Origin of the sequence: Sphingomonas sp. Root241 (assembly GCF_001428865.1) — a bacterium.
Taxonomy (GTDB): domain Bacteria; phylum Pseudomonadota; class Alphaproteobacteria; order Sphingomonadales; family Sphingomonadaceae; genus Sphingomonas.
The window spans coordinates 369,761-391,965 of record NZ_LMIV01000004.1; the positions used below are offsets into that span (position 1 = coordinate 369,761).

At 66.0% G+C, this 22,205-nt stretch carries 18 protein-coding genes and 1 pseudogene; 10 read left to right on the forward strand and 9 right to left on the reverse strand.

The genetic code is table 11. The features are described from left to right. Window positions 1-6 precede the first annotated feature (6 nt). The 6 genes and pseudogenes from ASE13_RS18850 to ASE13_RS18875 form a co-directional block, all read right to left on the reverse strand. Window positions 7-1,560 (reverse strand): pilus assembly protein TadG-related protein, encoded by a 1,554-nt coding sequence (locus ASE13_RS18850; protein ID WP_056619973.1) that lies wholly within the window; start codon window positions 1,558-1,560, stop codon window positions 7-9. Between the two features lies 1 nt (window position 1,561). After that, on the reverse strand, window positions 1,562-1,837 hold the full coding sequence (locus ASE13_RS18855) for a hypothetical protein (protein ID WP_056619976.1): 276 nt from the start codon (window positions 1,835-1,837) through the stop codon (window positions 1,562-1,564). A 5-nt stretch (window positions 1,838-1,842) separates the two neighbouring features. Then, window positions 1,843-3,363 (reverse strand): type II and III secretion system protein family protein, encoded by a 1,521-nt coding sequence (locus ASE13_RS18860; protein WP_235537054.1) that lies wholly within the window; start codon window positions 3,361-3,363, stop codon window positions 1,843-1,845. Next, window positions 3,335-4,246 carry a Flp pilus assembly protein CpaB gene (gene cpaB, locus ASE13_RS18865; RefSeq protein ID WP_056619981.1) on the reverse strand — a complete coding sequence of 304 codons (912 nt, stop codon included), beginning with the start codon at window positions 4,244-4,246 and terminating at the stop codon, window positions 3,335-3,337. Before cpaB ends, ASE13_RS18860 begins: the two co-directional genes overlap by 29 nt. A 161-nt stretch (window positions 4,247-4,407) precedes the next feature. After that, window positions 4,408-4,575: pseudogene (locus tag ASE13_RS18870) on the reverse strand (Flp family type IVb pilin); the annotation flags it as partial. A 73-nt stretch (window positions 4,576-4,648) separates the two neighbouring features. Further along, complete coding sequence (locus tag ASE13_RS18875) at window positions 4,649-4,834, reverse strand: Flp family type IVb pilin (RefSeq protein WP_056619987.1); 186 nt, start codon at window positions 4,832-4,834, stop codon at window positions 4,649-4,651. Window positions 4,835-5,374: 540 nt separating this feature from the next. Here ASE13_RS18875 and ASE13_RS18880 point away from each other — a divergent pair. Together ASE13_RS18880 and ASE13_RS18885 are read left to right on the forward strand one after the other, a co-directional pair. Next, window positions 5,375-6,850 (forward strand): hypothetical protein, encoded by a 1,476-nt coding sequence (locus ASE13_RS18880; RefSeq protein ID WP_056619990.1) that lies wholly within the window; start codon window positions 5,375-5,377, stop codon window positions 6,848-6,850. Next, entirely contained in the window at window positions 6,847-8,004 is a 1,158-nt protein-coding gene (locus ASE13_RS18885) for a hypothetical protein (protein ID WP_056619992.1), read from the forward strand. The genes ASE13_RS18880 and ASE13_RS18885 overlap by 4 nt, the downstream gene beginning before the upstream one ends. Here ASE13_RS18885 and ASE13_RS18890 read toward each other — a convergent pair. Beyond that, window positions 7,980-8,771: a DUF2569 family protein gene (locus tag ASE13_RS18890; RefSeq protein WP_056619994.1), complete on the reverse strand. Its 792-nt coding sequence runs from the start codon at window positions 8,769-8,771 to the stop codon at window positions 7,980-7,982. The two genes, ASE13_RS18885 and ASE13_RS18890, sit on opposite strands and share 25 nt — an antisense overlap. A gap of 209 nt (window positions 8,772-8,980) precedes the next feature. Here ASE13_RS18890 and ASE13_RS18895 point away from each other — a divergent pair, with 209 nt between their 5' ends. The 8 genes from ASE13_RS18895 (at window position 8,981) to ASE13_RS18930 (ending at window position 18,784) form a co-directional block, all read left to right on the forward strand. Beyond that, window positions 8,981-10,714 carry a GH39 family glycosyl hydrolase gene (locus tag ASE13_RS18895; protein WP_200955781.1) on the forward strand — a complete coding sequence of 578 codons (1,734 nt, stop codon included), beginning with the start codon at window positions 8,981-8,983 and terminating at the stop codon, window positions 10,712-10,714. Between the two features lie 228 nt (window positions 10,715-10,942). After that, entirely contained in the window at window positions 10,943-11,344 is a 402-nt protein-coding gene (locus tag ASE13_RS18900; RefSeq protein ID WP_235537055.1) for a hypothetical protein, read from the forward strand. A gap of 180 nt (window positions 11,345-11,524) precedes the next feature. Beyond that, entirely contained in the window at window positions 11,525-12,217 is a 693-nt protein-coding gene (locus ASE13_RS18905) for a virulence factor (RefSeq protein ID WP_235537062.1), read from the forward strand. Beyond that, window positions 12,217-12,651: a DUF2147 domain-containing protein gene (locus ASE13_RS18910; RefSeq protein WP_082597055.1), complete on the forward strand. Its 435-nt coding sequence runs from the start codon at window positions 12,217-12,219 to the stop codon at window positions 12,649-12,651. The genes ASE13_RS18905 and ASE13_RS18910 overlap by 1 nt, the downstream gene beginning before the upstream one ends. Before the next feature lie 5 nt (window positions 12,652-12,656). Beyond that, complete coding sequence (gene mprF, locus ASE13_RS18915; protein WP_082597057.1) at window positions 12,657-15,221, forward strand: bifunctional lysylphosphatidylglycerol flippase/synthetase MprF; 2,565 nt, start codon at window positions 12,657-12,659, stop codon at window positions 15,219-15,221. A 173-nt stretch (window positions 15,222-15,394) separates the two neighbouring features. After that, complete coding sequence (gene kdgD, locus ASE13_RS18920) at window positions 15,395-16,324, forward strand: 5-dehydro-4-deoxyglucarate dehydratase (protein ID WP_056620009.1); 930 nt, start codon at window positions 15,395-15,397, stop codon at window positions 16,322-16,324. Window positions 16,325-16,355: 31 nt separating this feature from the next. Beyond that, window positions 16,356-17,246, forward strand: coding sequence for a LysR substrate-binding domain-containing protein (locus tag ASE13_RS18925; RefSeq protein ID WP_056620012.1), 891 nt, complete (start codon window positions 16,356-16,358; stop codon window positions 17,244-17,246). Further along, window positions 17,243-18,784 (forward strand): carboxylesterase/lipase family protein, encoded by a 1,542-nt coding sequence (locus ASE13_RS18930; RefSeq protein ID WP_082597060.1) that lies wholly within the window; start codon window positions 17,243-17,245, stop codon window positions 18,782-18,784. The genes ASE13_RS18925 and ASE13_RS18930 overlap by 4 nt, the downstream gene beginning before the upstream one ends. 149 nt (window positions 18,785-18,933) lie before the next feature. Here the strand turns inward: ASE13_RS18930 and ASE13_RS18935 are convergent, their stop codons facing one another. Both ASE13_RS18935 and ASE13_RS18940 read right to left on the reverse strand, forming a co-directional pair. Further along, the gene (locus tag ASE13_RS18935; RefSeq protein ID WP_056620015.1) at window positions 18,934-20,763 is read right to left on the reverse strand and encodes a hypothetical protein; all 1,830 of its coding nucleotides are present in this window, start codon (window positions 20,761-20,763) and stop codon (window positions 18,934-18,936) included. Further along, window positions 20,760-22,076, reverse strand: a complete 1,317-nt coding sequence (locus ASE13_RS18940) for an MFS transporter (protein ID WP_056620018.1) — start codon at window positions 22,074-22,076, stop codon at window positions 20,760-20,762. The genes ASE13_RS18935 and ASE13_RS18940 overlap by 4 nt, the downstream gene beginning before the upstream one ends. Window positions 22,077-22,205 lie beyond the last annotated feature (129 nt).

Consider the following 22,205-nt stretch of genomic DNA (forward strand, 5'->3'; position numbering starts at 1 on the left):
CTGCCGCTACCGGATCAGGTACGGCACGGCGCGCTGGATGACCTGCGCTGTGGAGGCTCCACCGGTGCCCGAGCCGGTCTCGCCGATTTCCTCGACATAGATGTCGGACATGTCGGTTTGCGCGTTGGTGCCGTTGCCGCGCTTGGCAACCGGCTGGACGAGGAAGACGTCGAGCCATTTCGTCACCGTCACGTTGGTCGTCTTGCCATGCAGGTTGGTGGCGTTGCAGTTGATGACCGCAACCGACAGCCGCCGCCGGTCGATTCCCGAACTCGGGCTGATTCCGGCGACGCCGTTGGCCGGCTGGCCGAACGCCTTGTCGTTGCCCAGCGGCTGGCCGACGCTGATCCCCTTGGCCACGCCGCCGACGGTGACGGAAGGGTGGGCGAGTTCCCATTGATAGACCTGGTAGCGGGTGACCGTCGCCGCGGTGTAACCGGCATTGGCCATCGCCGTCTGCCAGTCGAAGGTGCTGCCATAGTTCACTCGGAAAAAGGCGGCGCGATCCCAGGTGCCGTTGCCGATGACCCCACAGGTTGCCGCATCCTTCTTGGCGACCGCGTGGCAGATATCGACTGGATAGCCCATGATCGACGGATCCTCGCTGCCATCGCTCTTGAGCGCGGCGGGCGGATAGGGCGGCTGATAGAAATTGGCGGGAATGTCGTAAGCGCCGGTGCAGCTGTTGCCCGGCGCCTTGCACACCATGTCCTTGCGCACGTTGGTGGAGGGCGAACAGGGTCCGCTGCACCCGATATTGCCGTTGTTGTAGATGTCGAAGCGCGTGTTGAAGGCATCCATGACCGACGTCTTCATGCCCGTGCTGGTCGTCACCCCGCTGACCGGCTGGCAATCGACCTTCAGCGTGTCGTTGCCGAGCAATGCGGCCAGGCCGGGCGCGCCATTGCCCAGTCCGGCCTCCAGCCAGCCGAAATTGCCGGGCGCATCGGCATTGCCCGTGATCAGTTTCAGCCCGAGCCCCGCCACCGCGGTGAACGCAAGATTCTCGTCGGCATTGTTGGCCGGCTCGCCGGGATTGCAGATCATCACCGGCGGGACCTTGCAGATCGACTGGCCCAGGCCGGCAGTGGCCGATGCAGTGATGCTGCCCGAACGCAGCGCCGCGACGACCGGCGTGAGCGCGAAAAATGACTCGCGCCCGGCGGTCGTCACCTTGACGATTGTCGCCGCCGCATCGGTCGTCGTGGCGGTGCCATAGGTGTCGTTGGCGCGATCGTACCCGTCGTAAAAGACCAAAGTCAGGTCGGTCCCCGAAACCGCGCCGGACTTGGCATCGTTGGCGAAGCGGGTCTCGTTCGCGATGAGCTGGCGCGCGGCTCTCGTGGCACGGGCGATCGCGTTCGTCTTGCCGTCGAGTTGCGTCGCGGCGGCCAATGCGGCCTGGTCGGCGACACCTTGCAGCTCGCTGTCCATCCCCGCCATGCGGGCATAATCGAAGCCGATGCCCGCGGCACCGATCAGCGCGAACAGTGAGATGGCGACCAGTGGCGCGACAGAGCCTTCTTCCGAACGCCAGAGATGCCGTCCAGCCCGTCTCATGTCAGTTCGGTCCCGCCCCGCCGCTCGATTTGGTGGTCGTCTGGACCGGCTGCGGCTGCCTGACCGCGCCCTTGCGATAGCGTTCGGATGCGGCGCCCGCGAGATCGCCCGAGCCGCCTTCCATCACCGCGGTTTCGGCGGAGACCGGTCTCGGCTCTGGATTGATGACCTGCAGCGCATAGTCGGTCTTCACCGCATCGCCGAAGGTCGCGTCGATCGGCGTGCAGCCGGCCAGCAGCAGCAGCGCCGGCGGGATGAGGATCTTGGTGCCGCGCATGTCCGCTACCTCCCTTGATGGCCGTTGGGACCGGAGAAGCCGCCCTCCGGCGCCGCCGGAGCGGGCTTTGCCGGATACGGGTTCTTCGGCGCGTCCTTCGGATCCAGCGGATTGGTGCCGACCGCGCTGTCCGTCCTGCCGTTCAGGAACAGGTCGAGCTCGCTGGGCGGCCGCACGCGATCGGTCGGCAGCTTCATCTGATCCGCGGGGACCGGGCGGACCAGCCGCGGCGTCACGATGATGACCAGCTCGGTCTCCTGCTTCTGGAAGCCGGTCGAGCGGAACAGCGTGCCGATGATCGGGATCGAGCCGAGCAGCGGAAACTGCCGGACGGTGCTCTGGAAATCGTTGCGCAGCAGCCCGGCGATCGCGAAGGATTGCCCGTCGCGCAGTTCGAGCGTGGTCTTGGCGCGGCGCGTCTGCAGCCCCGGGATCGTCAGTCCGTTGACGTTGATCGATGCCGAGGGATCGATCGAGCTGACTTCCGGCGCGACCACCAGGTTGATCACGCCGTCGTCGAGGACGGTGGGCGTGAAGGCAAGGCTCACGCCAAACGGCTTGAACTCGACCGTGATGCTGGTGTTGCCGTTCCCGGTTCCCCCGCTGCCCTGCGCGACCGGCACCGGAAATTCGCCGCCGGCCAGGAAGGATGCGGACTCGCCCGACAATGCCACCAGGGTCGGTTCGGCAAGCGTCGTCACCACGCCCTTGCGCTCGAGCGCGTCGAGCGCCGTGAAGATGTTGAGATTGCCGAGCGTGATGCCCTTGGCGACGATGCCGAAGCTGCTCAGCACGCCGGCGAGATCGATCGTCGGCGAGCCGTTTTTGTTGGTCAGCAAGGTGGTGGTCGGCGCCGTGTTGCCGAAGCCGCCCTGGAAGGTGCGCGGGCCGTTGCCGTTGGTGAAGCCGGTGTTCAGGCCAAGATTCTTGGCGGCGGTGCGGTTCATTTCGGAGAAGCGCACTTCGAGCATGACCTGCTGCGAGGCGCCCACCGTCAGCAGGTTGACGACCTTTTCGCCCGAATAGGTCGTCGCGATCTGCTTGGCGCGATCGACCGCGGGACCGCTCGACACCACGCCGGTTAGCACCACCGAATCGCCGGAGATCTGCGCGCCGATGGTCTCGCTGGGCATCAGATCGCGCAGCGTCCGCCGCAGCGTGATCACATCGGGGCCCACCGCGACGTCGACGACCGAGATCAGATTGTTGTTGCGGTCGTACAGGGTCAGGCTGGTCGTGCCGATCTTCTTGCCGAGGACGTAGAGCGACCGGTTGGTCAGCGGCAGCACGTCGGCGATGTCGGCATTGCCGATCAGCGCTTTGGTGAAGGGCCGATCCGCGGTCAGCACCTGGCTCTTGTTGACCGGCACGTCGAGCTGGCCGGCGAGGACGTTCGCGCCCGGAAGCGAAACCGCATCCTGTGCCTGCGCCGCGGCCGGCACGGCCAGCAGGGCGGCGACCGCCAGTGCGCGGGTCAGCGCCCGGCGCGGGGCTATCTCAGTGCGCGCCATAATGACGAACCTCATAGCTGCTGTCCTTGGTCCCGCGGACGATGAGAACGGTCGAGCTGTCGGCAGACGGCGCCGCGGCGATGCTTCTCGCTCTGCGCGGTGGCGGCGGCGCGGCCGACCAGGCCATCGGCGGTTGATAGGTCGGCGCCCTGTCCGAATAGCCGCCGACATAGGCGCCGTCGCGCAGGTCATCGACGCTCACCGTCTCGACCGTCGGGCTCGTCACTGCCGAAGGATTGGCGAGAACCAGGCTGATCTGGCCGACTTGCTGGGCGAGCGCGAGCTTCTGCGCGTCGACTTGCGAAACCTCCAGCGTCGCGGTCTTGCCGATCACCGGCTTGTCCGCGGAATCGCTGGCTTCCTGATCGATCGCGATGACGCGGATCTTCTGCAGCAGGATGTCGGTGATCTGCCCGCCGCCATTGGCGTTGGGCGGGGTTCGGGTGACGAGCACGTCGACCACGTCTCCCGGCAGCACGAACCCGCCGACCCCAGCGACATCGCCGACCCGGACCGCGGCGGCGCGCATGTCCGGCTTGAGCACCGCGGAAATCGCAGCACGCCCGCCCTCGCCGGAAATCTTGGAGCGCAGGATCGGCTCGTTGACTGCCATCGGCCGCAGCGCGACGCGGTTGCGGTTCATCGGCAGAAGCTGCGAGACCGACGAGAAGGTGCCCGCGGGCAGCGTGTCCATCGGCAAATCGATCAGCGTGATCTTGTCGGGCGTGATCACCGTGCCGAATTCGAGCGGCACGCGCGCAACGGCGACCTTGGCCATGCCGCGCGGCGTCGTGGCCTGTCGTTCCTCGACACGCCCCAGATAGCTGTTGGCGAGGAATACCGCCGCGAGCCCCACAAGGATCGCGACGCCGAGAATGATAAGCCCTTGTCCACGCATGACCGCCGCCCCCGCTTGGTCGAATGCACTAATAAACAATCGACAGGGACCGCGCCGAAGCGCGATCCCGTCAGATCGTCAGCAACCCGCGCTGCTCGGCGCGGTGCTGATGCAGTTCGACGCCTTGTTCATGGCGTTGCTGATCGAGCCGCCGAGCGTGNCGCCGTGCGGCTGATGCAGTTCGACGCCTTGTTCATGGCGTTGCTGATCGAGCCGCCGAGCGTGAAGGCGGCCACGGCGATGCCGGTGCCCACGATCGCCAGGATCAGCGCATATTCGGCGGCCGAAGCGCCACTGGTGTCCATCAGAAGATTCTTGATCGTCGTCATGGTGATTTCCTTTCCTGTGCCGGGACCAGCCCGGTCCGGAATGGCGGGGCGCCGCAAGGGCGCCCCGTCGGGATCAGCAGGCCGTGCTGCTCGCCGTGCGGCTGATGCAGTTCGACGCCTTGTTCATGGCGTTGCTGATCGAGCCGCCGAGCGTGAAGGCGGCCACGGCGATGCCGGTGCCCACGATCGCCAGGATGAGTGCGTATTCGGCGGCCGAAGCGCCGCTGGTATCCATCAGAAGGTTCTTGATCGTCGTCATCACAATTCCCCAAACCCCGCCGGAAGAAGACCCCCCGGCCTATGCCCATTCCAAAGCGACGTCGGGAGCGATGGACGCTGGTCTTTTCGCCAGCTGCGCCGGAGCATCCAAAAGCCCGAAAGGCCCGATACGCCTGGATTGCAATCCGACAGGGAACCCAACTGACAACCAAGTCAATAACGCTTTATTTAATGTTTAATTTCCGTGACTTAGCGCTAATTTGCGTTAACTATGATTGAATTTATCCTGTAAAAACAGATATATAGCCTGTATCACCTCCATAACCGATGCGTTCCGTTAACCATCCAGAATCGCTGAAAAAATGTGTCATTCGAGACAAGGGTTATAATCGTTATATCCTTTGACATACATATTCATGGACCGCTCCGGTTATATACCTAGGCCGTTTTATCCCATAACTTCCAGGTTACAGTCTGTTTTCCACGATTAACCAGATTCGGCCTTGCCGGGGGCGACTCGGGCGATAGAGTGAGTCGCGATTGGAGGGGGCTCCATTTCGCGGAATCTTGGGGGATCGAAGTGGAGCGGCCGCAGGTCACCGGGCCTGATCTTTCCGGAACCACCTTCGTGCTTGCGGCGAGCTTCGCCGCCTTCGCCATTGTCGTCGTCCTGTCGTCCGCGCTCGCCGACGGGGATACCGGCTGGCACATTGCGACCGGGGCGTGGATCGTCGCGCACTGCGCCGTCCCGCAGGCCGACCCCTTCTCGTTCACGGCGCGCGGCCAGCCCTGGGTGGCGCATGAATGGCTGTCCGAAGTGGCGATGTATGCGGCCTGGCGCTGGGGCGGCTGGAGCGGGCTGATCCTGCTGTTCGGCGCGGCGGCGGCCGCACTCTATGCCATCATCGCGCTCCATCTGCTTCGTTGGCAGCGGCTCGGTGGGGCGGCGCTGATGCTGCTCTATCTGTCGCTCGGGCTCGCGCAGTCCGTGCTCGCGCGCCCGCACCTGCTCGCGCTGCCGATGCTCGCCGGGTGGCTGGTCGCTTTGCTTCGTGCACGCGAGCGCGAGCGCGCGCCCCCGCTGGCGCTCGCATCGCTGATGCTCGTCTGGGCCAATGCACATGGCAGCTTCGTGTTCGGGCTGGCACTCGCTGGCGGGTTCGGCCTCGAGGCGCTCGTCACCGCGCCGGCGGACAACCGAATGAAGGTGGTTCGCGACTGGGGCCTGTTCGGTGCGGCATGCCTGGTCGCCGCCTTGCTGACGCCGGGCGGGATCGGCGGCCTGTTATACCCGTTCTACGTCAACCACCTGAGCCTGCTCGCTTATATCGCCGAATGGCAGCCGGCGCGATTCGGCGGGGCGTCGGCCCTCGAAGTCCTATTTCTCTCGGGCCTGTTCTTCCTGTTCTTCCGTCCGACGCGCATTCCGGTCCTGCGATTGCTCATCCTGCTCGTGGCGCTGCACCTGACGCTGGACCATGTCCGCAACCAGATGGTGCTGGTCACGCTCGCCGTGATCCTGCTCGCCGAGCCGCTCGGCCGGGCATGGGCCGATGGCGCGGACCGGCCCCGCCCGGCGATACTCCCGCAGGTCTGGACCGCGCGGCTCGCGCTCGCGCCGCTCCTGATCGTCGGGCTGCTGCTGTTCGCCGGCACGGCTGCGTGGCGACTGATCGCGCCGTTCGACCGGACCGACAGCTACGGCGTGCCGATCACGGCGCTCCGGCATGTCCCGCCCGAGTTGCGGCGCCAACCGGTCTTCAACGAATACAGCTTCGGCGGGCTGCTCATATTCGATGGCATCGCACCGTTCATCGATGGCCGATCGGACATGTACGGCGACGATTTCACTGCCCGTTACTACAAGATCTCCAGGGGTGATGCTGGAACCTGGCGTGAGGCCGATGCCCGCTGGAAGTTCGGCTGGACGATCCTGCCGCCCGACAACGCATTGGTGCCTGTGCTCGACAAGGAGCGGGGATGGCGGCGGCTCCATGCCGATAAATGGGCAGTGATCCACGTCCGCGACCGCCCCGCGACCGCACCGCTTCGATGAACGCGCCGTCGCCGGTTTCGATCGGGATGCGCGAATGGCTGCGCGCGAATTCGCGCACGGCGCTCCAGATCGGGCTCTCCACGCTTCTGGTCTACGGTCTGTGCTGGCCGATCGTCGCGCCGGACTTGCCCGAATTCTTCTATCCGTGGATCGACCACATCCTGTCGGCGGGCCGGATCAAGGCCTTCGCGGTCCCCTTCAGCAACTACACGCCGCCCTATCTGTATTTGCTGTCCGCGGCGTCGCTGGTGACCACCAATCCGCTGGCGATCGTCAAGTCGCTGGCGCTGCTGTCGGTGCTCGCGGCCGCCTTCGCGGTACGTCGGCTGATCGGTCGGCGGCCCTTCGCCAACGAGGCGGTGCTGCTGCTCGCGTTGTTGCCGAGCGTGATGACCAATGCTGCGATATACGGCCAATGCGACGGTTATTGGGCTGCCGCCTGTGTCATGGCGACAGTCTCGGCGGTCGATGCGCGGCCACGTGCGATGCTCGTCTGGTTCGGCATCGGCCTTGCGTTCAAGCTGCAGGCGATGTTCCTTGCGCCGTTCGTGCTCGTCATACTCCTGCGGCACAGGCTACGCCTGATCGAGTGGCCGATCCCGCTGGCGATCTATGCACTGGCGATGCTTCCGGCGTGGCTGGCCGGCTGGCCCGCCGCCGATCTGGCAGTGATCTACCTGCGGCAAGGTGCCTATTTCAACACGATCGGAACCGCTCCCGGCCCCTGGGCTATCGTCGCGGCATTTCATGCGCGGGAGCCATTGGCGATATTCGCGCTGGGTTATGCTGCGGCAGCGATCGCGGCCGTCTCCTATGTCGCGGTCTTCGCGCGCAGGCGCCTCGATCCGATGATGACGATGCGCATCGCTCTGCTGTCGGCAATGATGGTCCCCTATCTCCTGCCGAAGATGCACGAGCGCTATCTCCTGCTCGCCGATCTGTTGTCGTTCGCAATTGCAATCATCGCGCGCGATCGCCGATCGGTGCAGATTTTCCTCGCCTGCCAGCTCGCCTCGACGATCGCGATCGTCGGATCGATGTCCGATTTCCTGTATGTAGTTGCGGCAAGCGCGGTTCCGGCCACCGTGGCGATTGCGCTGTTGCTGCTCCAGCTCCGCGCAGACCCGGCTCAGGCAGGCACGCGCCAGCGATAGGTCAGGTTCACGCGGCGCGACAGCAGCAGATAGGGCAGCCAGAGGGCGACGCTGATCAGCACTTTCTTCAGATTGCCCTCGAGCATGTCCGCCAGCGAGGCGCCGACCGGTCCGGGCAGATCGGCGACATGGGCCATCGCGCGCGCGATGCAGATCTGCATCAGGACGTCGATCACCCACACGCCGGCGAGAAAGCGGGGGAAGACCGGGACATGGCGCAATGCGAGGACGAACGCGAAGGCGTAAAGGCCAGACAGGAAGACGAGATCGACGAACATCATCATGTAGAGCATGCGGAACCAGTCGGGCGCCATTCCGCCCAGTGCCGGCATTCCCGCGAGGAACTCGAACGTGCGGAAGGGCACGTTGATCAGAATTCCGATCAGCAGCGAGGCCATGAACCCGCCGGCACCGAACAAGGGCAGCGATCGCGCGGTCACTGCGTCGATGCGCCGCCAGCGGCCGAACTGCGCGAGCCGTCCGGTCGGCTGGGGGACGAACGCGCCGGACGGGAAGGCGCGCAGGCCGAAGAAGATCGTCACGATCGGCGCCACGATCACGAGAAGATAGGGCAGGGCATTCCGGATCGCATCGAGCGGAGTCATGATAGGCGTCGCGGCATAGGCCAGCCGCAAGCCTGCGGCGAAGCTCACCAGAACCACCCAGAAGATCATCAGGCGCGGCAAGCCGACTTCCAGCTTGCTCACCAGCGCCAAACTGCGCGCGCCGAGATGGCGTCTGATCGGCAGGCTGCTCAGGCGATCCATGCGTGCGCGTTCCTCGTACCGCCCGTATCGCCGGCATTATGCCGTCGGAAGCGTTGACGCCACGTAAAGGTTCCCTTGGCCGGAGCGGAGGGGGTCACATTCTCTTGCTTGGTTGCAATCCTGCAGTCACCCACTGGCGGGCGTTCGGATAGCTGCTAATTGATCCTCCGAAGCCGCCGCTGCGGAACGCTGCTTTGCAAGGGGGAATGATGCGGGCGATAACACGGATCGCGGGCGGGATCGCGATGATTGCCTTGCTGGCTGGCCCGGCGCTCCCTGTCGCGGCGGCACCGCCGCAAAGCGCGCCGTCCGTCGATGCCTCGGTTCCCGCCAGCATCCCCGTCACCATCGAGGTGGATGCTGGTGTCCGGCGCGGTCCGCTCAAGCCCATCTGGCGCTTCTTCGGCGCCGACGAGCCTAATTACGCGACGATGAAGGACGGCCGGAAGCTGCTCGCCCATCTGGGCGAACTGAAGCCGGGAGCCGTGTATTTCCGCGCGCACAATCTGCTCAACACGGGCGACGGCACGCCGGCGTTCAAATGGGGCAGCACCAACGCCTATACCGAGAGCGCCGACGGCAAGCCGGTCTATGACTGGACGGTGGTCGACCGGATCATCGATACCTATCGTGCGCGCGGCGTCAGGCCCTATCTCCAGATCGGCTTCATGCCCGAAGCGCTGTCTTCGGCACCGGCGGGGACGCCGTATCAACACAGCTGGCGTCCCGGCTTCGCCTACCACCTCATCGCCGGGGCTTGGAACGCGCCGCCCAGGGATTACGGCAAATGGGCGGAACTCGTCTATCAATGGACGAAGCACAACGTTGAACGTTACGGCCGCGAAGAAGTCGAAAGCTGGTATTTCGAGGTCTGGAACGAGCCCAACGGACCATCCTATTGGACGGGCACGCAGGAAGAGTTCAACAAGCTCCACGACTATGCGATCGATGCCGTTCGCCGGGCGCTTCCCACTGCACGCGTGGGCGGACCCGACGTCGCCGGATCGGGCGGCGTGTTCATGGACACGTTCCTCGCCCATGTCGCGCGCGGCACCAATCACGCCACGGGCAGGATCGGCACGCCGACCGATTTCCTCGCCTTCCACGCCAAGGGGCAGCCGAGCTTCGTCGACGGGCACGTCCGCATGGGGATCGCGACGCATCTGAAGGGCGTGAGCAACGGCTTCGCCAAGATCGCGGCCGTGCCCGAACTGGCGAGCAAGCCGATCGTCATCGGCGAAAGCGATCCCGAGGGGTGTGCCGCCTGCCCCGGTCCGCAGAACGCCTATCGCAACGGCACGATGTATTCGAGCTACACCGCCGCGAGCTTCGCGCGGATCTGGGATCTCGCCGACCAGCACAAGGTGAACCTCGAAGGGGCGCTCACCTGGGCCTTCACCTTCGAGGACCAGCCTTGGTTTGCCGGCTATCGCCAGCTCGCCACCAACGGCATCGACTTGCCCGTCCTCAACGTGTTCCGGCTGTTCGCTCAGCTGGGCGACACGCGCGTCGCAGCACGGAGCAGCGGCCAGATCCCGCTCGCCACCATGATGGAGGCGGGCGTGCGCGATGCTCCCGACATCGGCACGATCGCCACCACGACTGCCGACGGGAAGCTGGCGATCCTCATCTGGTATTATCATGACGACGATCTTGCCGGCCCCGACGCCGCCATCCGCGTGAATCTGGCGGGGCTGGGCCGCGGCAAGAGCCGCCAATTGACAGAGTGGCTGGTCGACGAGAGCCATGCCAATGCCTTCAGCGCATGGAAGGCGATGGGGTCTCCGCAATCGCCCGACGCCGCCCAATATGCCGCGCTGGAGAAGGCCTCCCAGCTCGCGCCGGCGGGGCCGGCCCGTGCCGTCACGGTCGATGGCGGGCGAGCAAGCGTGGAGGTGACTCTGCGTCGGCAAGGCGTCGCCCTGCTCGTCCTGGGAGATTGAGCGGGGAACGCATGCGATCTGCTAACGGGGAGAGCCGTGCACGACCCTCCCCGGCAACCGCAAGCCTGTACCTCGGTCACACGGCGAATATCTGCGATTTTCATGAACCGGAGATGAGTACTAACCTAAGTTGTTTTCCGCGGCGGAAAACCCCGGGAGCCGAATGGGGGCTCGTCCCACTTCACGTTCCGGCGCTTCCCGCTTCCTTGGTCGGCGAGGCGCACTATTGTGCCTGCACTCGGTGTTTCAGACAGAGGAACCAGTCACGTGACGGGCAGGAGAGAGTACAGCGAAGCGGAAAGACGGGAGAGGCGGCAGATTGCGCTGGATGAGCGGACCTGCCGCCTGATCTGCCCGGTCGCCGCCGCGCTGGTCGGCGTCTGTCTGACCGGCATAGGCCTCCTCCGGGTGGTGGCAGTCGTCCACGGGCACGAGACGCTCGCCGACGACATCCTCTCGGTGGATGCCGTGCTGTTCCTCATCGCCACCCTCGCTTCCTATGTCGCGATCCGCAGGCAAGCGCACCGCCGTGTCCATTGGCTCGAACAGATTGCCGACCGCGCCTTCATCGCAGCAATGCTCCTGCTCACCTTTGCCTGTTTCGTGATCACTTATGCAGTGAGCAAGTGAAGGGGCGGGGGCTCGTGAGCGACCCTGGCCGTGCCCGCTTTCCGAAGATGAACTATAGTTCATTCAGCCGCCACCGCTTCGACAGGCGGGATGCGGCAATATCGATGCATGACACGGTCCACGAATCCCCGTCCTCGTGCGCGCTGGCTTCCGGGGACCGGACTCAGCTGGTTGTTTATCGTGCTCGCGACGGTGGGCGCCGTTCTGCTGGGCCTCTATGCGGCGGCCGGTTTCTTCGACCGTGATCCGATTCATATGTTCGGCGCGGGGGGCCGCGGCAAACCCGTAGCGGCAGTGTTCTTCTCCGGGGACATGGGGCTGCGGTTCGGAATGGGGCCTTATATCGCCGACGGGCTCGTCAAGGTGGGCATTCCTGTTCTCGGCGTTTCTTCCTCAACCGCGTTCGCATCGCATCGCACGCGCGCCGAGACCGACGCGATCGTCGCGAATGCGATCCGGCAGACCCTGCAGCAGACGGGCGCGAACCGCATCGTCGTGCTTGGGCAATCCTTTGGCGCGGACATCGTTCGCGTCGGCCTGGCCGACCTGTCGCCGGATCTGCGCGGCAGGGTCGCCGCCGCCGTGCTGGTGGTGCCGGGTGCGGACGCCTATTTCCACGCCGATCCGTCAGGGTTGAGCTATCGCGGCACCCCCGATGCCGATGGTTCCGAAGCGCGGCGCCTCGACTGGCTGCCGCTCACCTGTATCCAGGGTGTAGCCGAGACCGATACGTTGTGCCCTGCACTTGAGATGAAGAATGCCCGGCGGATTGCACTGCCGGGCGGACATTTCCTGCGCAACGATCATCGTCTGCTCGTGCAGACGATCCTTCGCGAGCTGGGTCCTGTGCTGAAGTTTCAGGAGCGTTTCTGATGCGGCTTTTCCTTCCCTCCACATTGGCGTTGTGCGTAGCGGCTGCAACGGCCGCCCAGGCCTCCGGGCCCGCGCACACGCCGGCGGCCTCGACTTCGCGCGATCCGATCTTCGGCTCCTGGACGAACCCCAGCCGCACCATCGTCGTGAAGACCTTGCTTTGCGGCAGCGAGCTGTGCGGTGCGATCGTCGCTGCCGACGCTGAGGCGCAGAACGACGCACGCGAGGCGGGGGTCGAACACCTCATCGGCACCGAATTGCTGCAAAATTATCGAAAGACCGGGAGCGGCCGCTGGACGGGAACGGTCTTCGTTCCCGACATGGCCCGAAGCTTCACGTCGCACATCGTTCAGCGCTCGCCCGATGTGCTCCGCATTTCCGGATGCATTTTGGGAGGCCTGATCTGCAAGTCGCAGGACTGGACACGCATCTGAGTGCGATGATCGCCCTGGCTGCCCCGGTCCGCGTCCGCGACCTGGTGTGGCGGCGGCGCCGTCAGTTGCTCGCCCTCGCGGTGCTCGCCATCGCCATTCTGGCGTTCGAGGCGATCCGGGGTATCCTCGTCGAGGTTCATTATCACGAGATCCGCGAAGTCGTCGCCTCGGTGGAGATCTGGCGGCTCGTTTTGGCCTGCTCCCTCACCGCGGCAAGCTACCTGGCGCTGACTTTCTACGACTGGGTCGCCTTGCGCGCCATCGGTCGCGATTTGCCCTGGCGCACCGCCGCCATCGCCTCGTTCACCAGTAACACGCTCAGCTACAATCTCGGCTTCGCGCTTTTGACCGGAGGATCGGCACGGCTTCGTGCCTATGGCGCGGCCGGCCTCGACTTCGCGGACGTCGCCCGGATCACAGTGCTCACCTCCGCGGCATTCTGGCTCGGCATCCTCGCCGTGGCTTCGGTTGCCCTGCTGTTTGCGGGGACGAGCATCCCTATCGCGGGTTTCCAGATCGAGCCGGCGACGCAGCATCTGCTCGGGGCCATCCTGCTGATAGGGCTCATCTCGGCGCTGGTGTTGCGAGGTCGCGGCGTTGCCGAGCTTCGGATCGGCGGGAACGCCATCCCGCTTCCACCGGTCCGGCTCCTATCCGCCCAGATCGCCACGTCCGTGATGGACCTGGCCTGTGCCTCGGCGGCGCTCTACATCCTGCTGCCCGGAGTGCCGCTTGCGCTCTTTGGCACCTTCTTTCTAGCTTATGCCCTGGCGATCATCGCCGGGTTCATCTCGCATGTGCCCGGCGGGCTCGGAGTATTCGAAGCCACGATCCTCGCGCTGGTTCCCCTAGGGCACGCCGAGCTGTTCGCCGCGCTGCTGCTGTACCGCATAATCTATTATCTGCTGCCGCTCGGAGTGGCCGGGGCCATGCTGGTCGTGCTCGAGGGGCACCGGCTTCGCAAGCCGCTGCTGGCCGGGCTGGGCGCCGCGAGCCGTATCGGCCAGGCGCTCGCGCCGCCGCTCCTGTCGGTGCTCGTGTTCGCAGGCGGCCTCGTCCTGCTCGTGTCCGGAGCCTTGCCGCCGCTTCATGGGCGCATAGCTGCGCTGCGGGACATCGTGCCGCTCCCTTTCATCGAGGCCTCGCATTTTGCGGCGAGCCTCGCTGGCACCGCGTTGCTGCTCGTGGCACCGGCGATCCAGGCGCGGCTGAAGAGCGGGTTCCATGTCGCGCGTGCGCTCCTCCTGACCGGCGCGCTGTTCTCGCTGCTCAAGGGGATAGACTTCGAGGAGGCGAGTGTATTGCTCGTGGTGGCAGCGCTTCTTCAGTATAGCCGGCCTGCCTTTTACCGCCGCTCGGGCATCGGATCGGCGCCCGTGGAAAGCTGGTGGTGGGCGGCTGCGATGATCGCGCTCGCGCTCAGCGCCTGGGCAGGCTTCTTCGCCTATAAGCACATTCCTTATTCGGACGATCTCTGGTGGGACTTTGCCTGGCGAGGAGACGCGCCGCGTTTCCTGCGGGCGACACTGGGGGCGACCATGTTCGTCGCGGGCTGGGCTTTCTGGCGAGTCCTGTCGGTCGCACCCGCGACGAGCGAGTCCTCGGCTCTTCCTGCGGAAGTAGCGGCGACGGCGCTGGCGTCGACGCGCCGGGCCGACTCCATGCTCGCGTTTACGGGAGACAAGAGCTTTCTGATTTCGGCGGCTGGCGACGCGTTCCTCATGTACCGCGTCCAGGGCCGGACCTGGATCACGATGGGCGACCCGGTGGGCCCCGCCGCTGCCTGGCCCGAGTTGATCTGGGAGTTGCGCCGTCGATGCGACACCGGGCGCGGGCGATTATGCCTCTACGAGGTGAGCACAGACATGCTGCCCCTCATCGTGGAGCTGGGCCTCCAGCCGATGAAGTATGGCGAGGAGGCTCTGGTAGATCTCACGCAGGGCTACGGACTTCAGGGCGGCCCGTACAAGTCGCTGCGGCATTCAACCAACAAGGCGATTGCAGCGGGGCTCGTGTTCGATGTCATTCCGGCCGATCAGGTCCTGGCGCATGCAGAGCCGCTGCGCCGCGTCTCCGACGCCTGGCTTGCGCGCAAGGCAGGTCCGGAGAAAGGGTTCAGCCTCGGCCGTTTCGACATGGGCTATCTGTCGCGTTTCGATTGCGCGATCCTGCGCCTCGAGGGTGAGATCGTCGCATTCGCCAATATCTGGGAAACACCCAATCGCGAGGAAATGTCGATCGATCTGATGCGGCACCTGCCGGACACGCCATATGGCGCGATGGACCTCTTGTTGGTGCGGCTGCTGCAATTGGGAGCTGCGCGGGGGTTTCTTAGTTTCAATCTCGGCATGGCACCGCTTTCCGGCCTTCAGGGTGGCGCGCTTGCGCCAATCTGGTCGCGATTGGGCGCGGCAGTATATGGGCATGGCGAACGGCTATACGGCTTCTCGGGCCTGCGCGCGTTCAAGAGCAAGTTCGCGCCCCGCTGGATTCCGCGCTATGTGGGGATATCTCCGGGCGTATCGGTGCCAACCGCGATCCTCGACCTCGCGCGCATCGTTGGGGGCTGAAGCGCCAGCGCCGGGCCCGGATTGAGCCGCTGTGGCGATCTCATCATGCCAACCCGCGCATCGATCCATCGCGGCTTTGGCTTGGACGGAGTGCCGGAGACCGCCTAATTGAACAGGCGAGACCCGCGGCGCATCGATCGCGGCGCGGCCTGGGAGATGCCTCTGTGACGACGATGAGCCCGGCCGACATGGCCCGCACTTTGGGTGGCGGGCTTTTGTCCTTCCCCGTGACCCATTTCCATGCCGACGGCGCGTTCCTCGAAGGGCCGTATCGCGCGCATTGCGCATGGATGCTCTCGCACGAGCTGGCGGGGCTGTTCGCCGCCGGCGGGACCGGCGAATTCTTCTCGCTCACCCCGAACGAAGTCGTCGATGTAGTGCGCGCCGCGGCGGCCGAGGCGAACGGCAAGCTGCCGGTGATCTCTGGCTGCGGCTACGGCACCGCGATCGCCGTCGAGATCGCACGTGGCGCCGAAAAGGCGGGGGCCGACGGGCTGCTGCTGCTCCCGCCTTATCTGGTCGGATCGTCGCAGGCCGGGCTCGCCGCGCATGTCGAGGCCGTGTGCAAGGCGACCGGGCTGGGCGTGATCGTCTATAATCGCGACAATGCGGTGCTCGACGACGAGGCACTTGCGGGACTGTGCGAACGCAACCCCAATCTGGTCGGCTTCAAGGACGGCGTCGGCGATATCGAGCTGATGACGCGGATCTATGCGCGGATGGGTGATCGGCTGACCTATATCGGCGGGCTTCCCACGGCGGAGACTTTCGCCACGCCCTATCTGACGATGGGCGTCACCACCTATTCCTCGGCGATCTTCAATTTCATGCCCGAATGGGCGCTGAATTTCTATCGCGCGGTCCGCGCCGACGATCGCGCCGAAGTGCTCGCCCAGCTCCGCGCTTTCGTCCTTCCCTATATCGCACTGCGCAACCGTGGCCGCGGCTATGCGGTGTCGATCGTAAAGGCGGGGATGCGCGCGGTCGGCCGCGACGCGGGCCCGGTACGCTCACCGCTCACCGATCTGACCGCCGCCGAGCAGGACGAGCTCCGGGCACTGATCGAGCGCGTCAATGCCGGAGCGATCGCGCACGCCGCGTGACTTGGGGCGCGGGGGTGCGATAGACGGGCCCATGTTCGAGCTGAGCCAGCTTCGCTGCTTCGTCGCCGCCGCCGAGGAACTCCATTTCGGCCGCGCGGCGCAACGGCTGAACATGACCCAGTCGCCGCTCAGCCGCCAGATCCAGCTGCTCGAGCGCATTCTCGGCATCACCTTGCTCGAACGGACCAGCCGGCAAGTGAGCCTGACCCCGGCGGGCCGCGTTTTCCTGATCGAGGCCCGCCGCATCGTCCGCCTTGCGGAGAGCGCGGCGCTTTCCGCCCGTCGTGTCGCCAAGGGCGATACCGGCAAGGTCGCGATCGGCTTCACCGCGGTGTCGGGATACAGCCTCGTGCCCCGCATCGTCGCGCAGGCGCGTGCGCGGCTCCCCAATATCGATCTCGAACTGCGCGAGATGGTATCGGGCGATCAGGTCGACGCCTTGCTCACCGGGCTGATCGACATCGGCTTCGTCCGCCCGCCGGTCGACCGGCACGAGTTCGACACCTTGTGCGTCGCACGCGAGCCCTTGGTGGTCGCCTTGCCGCCGGGCGATCCGGGCCTCGGCAAGGCCGAGTTCGCGCTTGCGGACTTCGATGGCGAGCCGCTGATCATGTATTCGCGCGAGGGCGCCGGCTATTTCCACAACATGTTGTTGCGGCTGTTCGACGATGCCGGGGTGTCGCCGCTTTACGTCCAGCACGTCACCCAGATCCATTCGATGCTCGGGCTGGTACAGGCCGGGCTGGCGGCGGCGGTGGTGCCGCAATCGGCCTCGGGCCTGCATCTGATCGACGTCCAGTTCCGCACGCTGCAGACCGAGCCCGAGGCGCCGGTCGAGCTCCACATGGCGTGGCGCCGCGACAATGCGAACCCCGCATTGGAGCCGATGCGCCTGCTCTGCGCGCAGACCGCCGCGACGTGATCGCGCGGCGCACGCTGCTTACGGGCACGCTGCTGCTGCCCGCGGCCGCGTGGCCACGCGGCACCGATCCGGTGGCCGCGACGCGCTACGGTCGGGTGCGGGGTCTCGCGGAGAAGGGCGTCCTGATTTTCCGCGGCATCCGCTACGGCGCCGACACCCGGCCCCGCCGTTTCCAGCGTGCTCTAGCGCCGACCCCATGGTCCGGCGTCGCCGATGCCACGCGCTATGGACCCGCCGCGCCGCAGACTCGCGCGGAGGAACCGACCAGCGAGGACTGCCTGTTCCTCAACATCTGGACTCCGGCGCTCGATCGCGCGCGCCGGCCGGTGATGGTCTACCTCCACGGCGGCGCGCATGCGCACGGCTCGGGCTCGGATCCGCTCTATGACGGCACCAATCTCGTCCGTCGCGGCGATGTGGTGGTGGTGACGCTCAACCACCGCCTAGCCGGGCTCGGCTATGCCTATCTGGCGGGGCTGGGCGGCCCTGCGGAATCGGGCAATGTCGGCAATCTCGACATCGTCCTCGCGCTGCGATGGGTGCGCGACAACATTGCCGGTTTCGGCGGCGACCCTGACAATGTGATGCTGTTCGGCCAATCGGGCGGCGGCGCCAAGGTGGTCACCTTGATGGCGATGCCCGAGGCGCGCCCGCTCTTCCACCGCGCTGCGACGATGAGCGGCCAGCACGTCACTGCCGCCGGCCCGATGCACGCCACTGCGCGGGCGAAGGCGTGGATGGTCAGGGCGGGCGCCGCCGATGTCGCCGCGCTCCACGCGCTGCCGGTCGAGAAGCTCGTCGAGGCGATGGCAATGACCGATCCGCTCGAAGGAAAGGGCGAGATCAGCTTCGTCTCGACGCTCGATCACGGCGTGCTGCCGCGCCATCCTTTCGTCCCCGACGCCCCGCGCGAAGCCGCGCACATCCCGCTGATCGTCGGCAACACCCATGACGAGACCGCGGGCTGGATCGCCGACTGGCTCAAGCGCGGCGACACCAATTGGGAGAACCTTCCCGCGCGCATCGCCTCCCAGATCACCAAGGATGTCGCCCCCGATTGGGTCGCCCGGCGCTATCGCGAAATCTATCCGGAGAAGACGCCGGGACAGATATTGCTCGCCGCGACGACGGCGGGGCGCTCCTGGCCCGGCCATCTGATCCAGGCCGAGGAGCGCGCGAAGATCGGCGCGCCGGCGTGGATGTACCAACTCGATTTCCCCGCGCCCGAACATAATGGCGTGCTCGGTGCGTTCCACACGCTCGACATCCCGCTGGTGTTCGACAATGCCGCGGCGCCGGGTTCGCACACCGGCACCAGTCCCGAGGCGCGGCGGCTGGCAGGACGCATGGCTGATGCGTTCATCGCCTTCGCCCGTACCGGAGACCCGAATTGCGCGAGCATCCCCGCGTGGCCGAAATACGAACTCGACCGGCGCCTGACGATGCTCTTCGACGCCGACACGCGGGTGGTGAGCGATCCGCGCCGCGAGGAGCGGCTGCTCTGGGCGGTGGCGCCCTATATCAAACCGGGCGGTTGACCCCGCTTGCAATGTTGGATTTCACCTGCTTGGCTCGGGCGTCCGCCGCTGCCGGCCGCTCTTTTGACAGGATTTTGATACAGGCGAAATCGCAGCCCGGAAACATGCGTGGCAGTGTCAACTTAGTGTGACCTTTCGCTTCGGTCGCCTCAGCGATGCCACGGGAACGCCAGTGTCGGCCGGTTGGCGTAGCGCCGCATCGCCAGTCGTAGCCGCGCGCCGCAGCCGGGCTCGAGCCGGATCGTGAAGTCGCGGCTGCCCACCGGTGTCGCGCGTCCATCGAGCACCACGTTCTCGATGCGATGCTCGGCATAGGCGCCGCCCTGCACCGTGACGGTGCGTGCCTGCGTGCTGCTCAGATTGACCAAGGTCACTTCGGCCAAAGCGTCGCCGAGCGCGTGCACCAGAGCCGCGACGTCCTCGGGTACGCCGGCGCGCCGCCGGTCGGCATCGAAATAGCGCAGCCGGCAATGCAGCGGCACGCCGCCTTGTGGGGGTGAGGTCGGCGACCAGGACGGCCGGGCGATGTGCAGCCCGCCGGTCATCAGCTGGACGAGGCTGGTCACGCTCGCCGGATTGATCCCGATCGGCCAATCGGCGAGCCGGGTCTCGGGCGTGGTCGGATCCTTCTCGCGTGCCGCCACGCGCGCCGCGATCCGGTCGAGATCGGCCTGCAACGCCTTCACGGGATAACCGGAATTGCGCCCCTCGAGGAAATCGAGCCACGGATGGTCGCCCGCCGCGGCGCGGTCGTCGGCGCGCTGGGTCATGTACCAGATCTCGAAACCGTTGATGCGGTAGGCGCCCGGCTTCCAGCCATACCAGCCCTGCGGCCCATACATCGTAGGCGTCTGGCGCATGCCGTCGACCTGCTTGCCGGCCTCGTTGATCCGCGCGGTCTGGCGCCGCCACAGCTCGATATAGGTCGGGTCGCCGGTCAGCAGCGTACCGTTCATGAACGCCGTGATCGATCGCGGCACACGGTTGCGGTCCTCGCGCTTCCCCGTCTGCGGCACCATCGGCGAGAAGCCCCAGCCATAGACGCCGCCCCACCAATCGGGCGCGATCCGGCCGTCGAGCCCGATTTTGCTCGGCAGGATGTCGTTGTTCGCCTTGGCGCGCTCGACCCATGCGTCGAGATAATCGAGTGCCCAGCGCCGATAGCGCTCGCTGCCGCCCAGCGCATAAGCGTTCAGCCCCAGGGTGGTGGCCTGCAGGTTGAGCGGATTGTCGCAGACCACGTCGCCATATTCGGCATAGTGGTCGAGCGTCTGCTGATAGCTATTTTCGCCGTGCTCCATATGGAAGCGGGCGCCCGCCTCGAACGGATCGCCGGCCCAGTCGAGCGGCGTCGCGGTCCGCAGCATCGGTCCGCGGCTGCCGTTGAGCATCGACCGGATCACGTGGCGCTGCGGATCGTAATTTTTCGCGATGGGATCGCGGCCGGTGTAGAAATCGGCATAGCGGCGGGTGCGCTCGAGCAGCTTGCGGTCGCGCGGCGTCGACATGCCGATCAGGTTGAAGGTGGTGAGCCCTTCCGAATTATGCTGCCAGTCCATCTGGACCGGGAATTCGCGGGAATACATGCCAGCGCGGGCGATCGGCACCTCGACGGTGCGCGCGGCGGTATATTGCCGGAGATGCCCTTCCCAGAAGCGTCGGGTCAGATCGAGGATCCGGTCCGCCCCGCCGAGCGCGTGGAGCATTGCCCAGTCGTTGGTCGCCTCGGCGGCATCGTCGGGGCCGTCATTCGCGCCCCAGCGCTCGAACACGCGCAGCCAGTCCCGCCGATCGACATATTTCGCGTAGAACGCCTCGCATGCCTCGGCATTCGCCTGCAGCAGCCGGCGCTGGAGCAACGCCCAATCCGGCGCCGCCATCGGCGTGCGTGCCACCAGCTCTCCGGAGGCCGCACGCCCGGCGGCGGGGATCATGGCTGCAGCCGCACCGGCAAGGAGATTGCGGCGGCTCAGCTTCATTCGGGCAGCTCCATGCGCCGAATCGGCCCGGCGATGACGAGGAAGGCGAAGATCGTCAGCAGGCAATGCGCGCCGACGAAGATCAGTGCCAGGTCGAACGAGCCCGTCGCGCTGACGATATATCCCACCACGATCGGCGTGACGATGCCGGCGATGTTGCCGAACATGTTGAACACGCCGCCCGACAGCCCCGCGAGGCGGCGCGGCGCGACATCGGCCATGATCGCCCAGCCGAGCGAGGCGATGCCCTTGCCGAAAAAGGCGACCGACATCAAAGTCACCACCAGCCACTCGCTCGGCGCCCAGACGCAGGCGATGATCAGCGAGGCGAGCAGCATCCCGATGACCAAAGGCGTCTTGCGTGCCCAGTCGAGCGAGCCGGTGCGCTTGAGGATGCGATCCGAGATGAAGCCACCGGCCAGCCCGCCGGCGAAGCCGAACAAGGCCGGCGCGGCGGCGGCGAAGCCGGCTTCGAGCACGTTCAGCCCGCGCTCCTTGATCAGATAGATCGGGAACCAGGTCACGAAGAAATAGGTCAGCACGTTGATGCAATATTGGCCGAGATAGATGCCGAGCATCATCCGGTTGGCGATCAGATGCCGAACGTTGCTCCACGCGAAGGCGGGTGCCTTGCCTGCGGCGGCGTCTTCCATATGGATCAGTCCGCCACCGGCCTCGATATGCGCGAGCTCCGCTGCATTGACGCGGGGATGGTTGGCCGGACTGTGAATGAAGCGGATAAACGCAAGGGTCGCCAGCACCCCGAGCACGCCCATCGTCCAGAAGATCGAGCGCCAGCCGTAATTATGCGCCAGCCACCCCATCAGCGGGGCGAAGGCGACCAGCGAGAAATATTGCGCCGAGTTGAAGATCGCCGAAGCGGTGCCGCGTTCGGCGGCCGGGAACCATGCGGCGACGAGGCGGGCATTGCCGGGGAAGGAGGGCGCCTCGGCGAGGCCAACCAGGAAGCGCAGTGCGAAGAGCATCGCGACGACGGGGATTCCGATGATCCAGCCGGCAAAGCCTTGGGTGGCGGTGAACAGCGACCAGAGCAGGATCGCCGCGGCATAGACGCGCTTGGTGCCGAAGCGATCGAGTAGCACCCCGCCGGGGATCTGCGCCAGCACATAGGCCCAGGCGAAGGCGGAGAGGATGAAGCCGGTCTGGACCGGCGTGAGGGCGAGTTCGCGCGCCGCGGCGCTGCCGGCGATCGAGAAGGTCGCCCGGTCGGCGTAATTGACCGAAGTGATCAGGAAGATCAGCGCGATGATCGCGTAACGCACGCGGGTCGGTCTCGCGCCCAGGTCGTTCAAATCGTCTCTCCTCGCCTGGCGCCGCCTGATGGACGGTCTGACCGACGTTCCATCCCTAACCGTGGCGCTCCGGGCGGTCCAAGCCAAAAGGGGGGATGATCCAGTCAGAGTCTGGCTCAATGGCGCCGC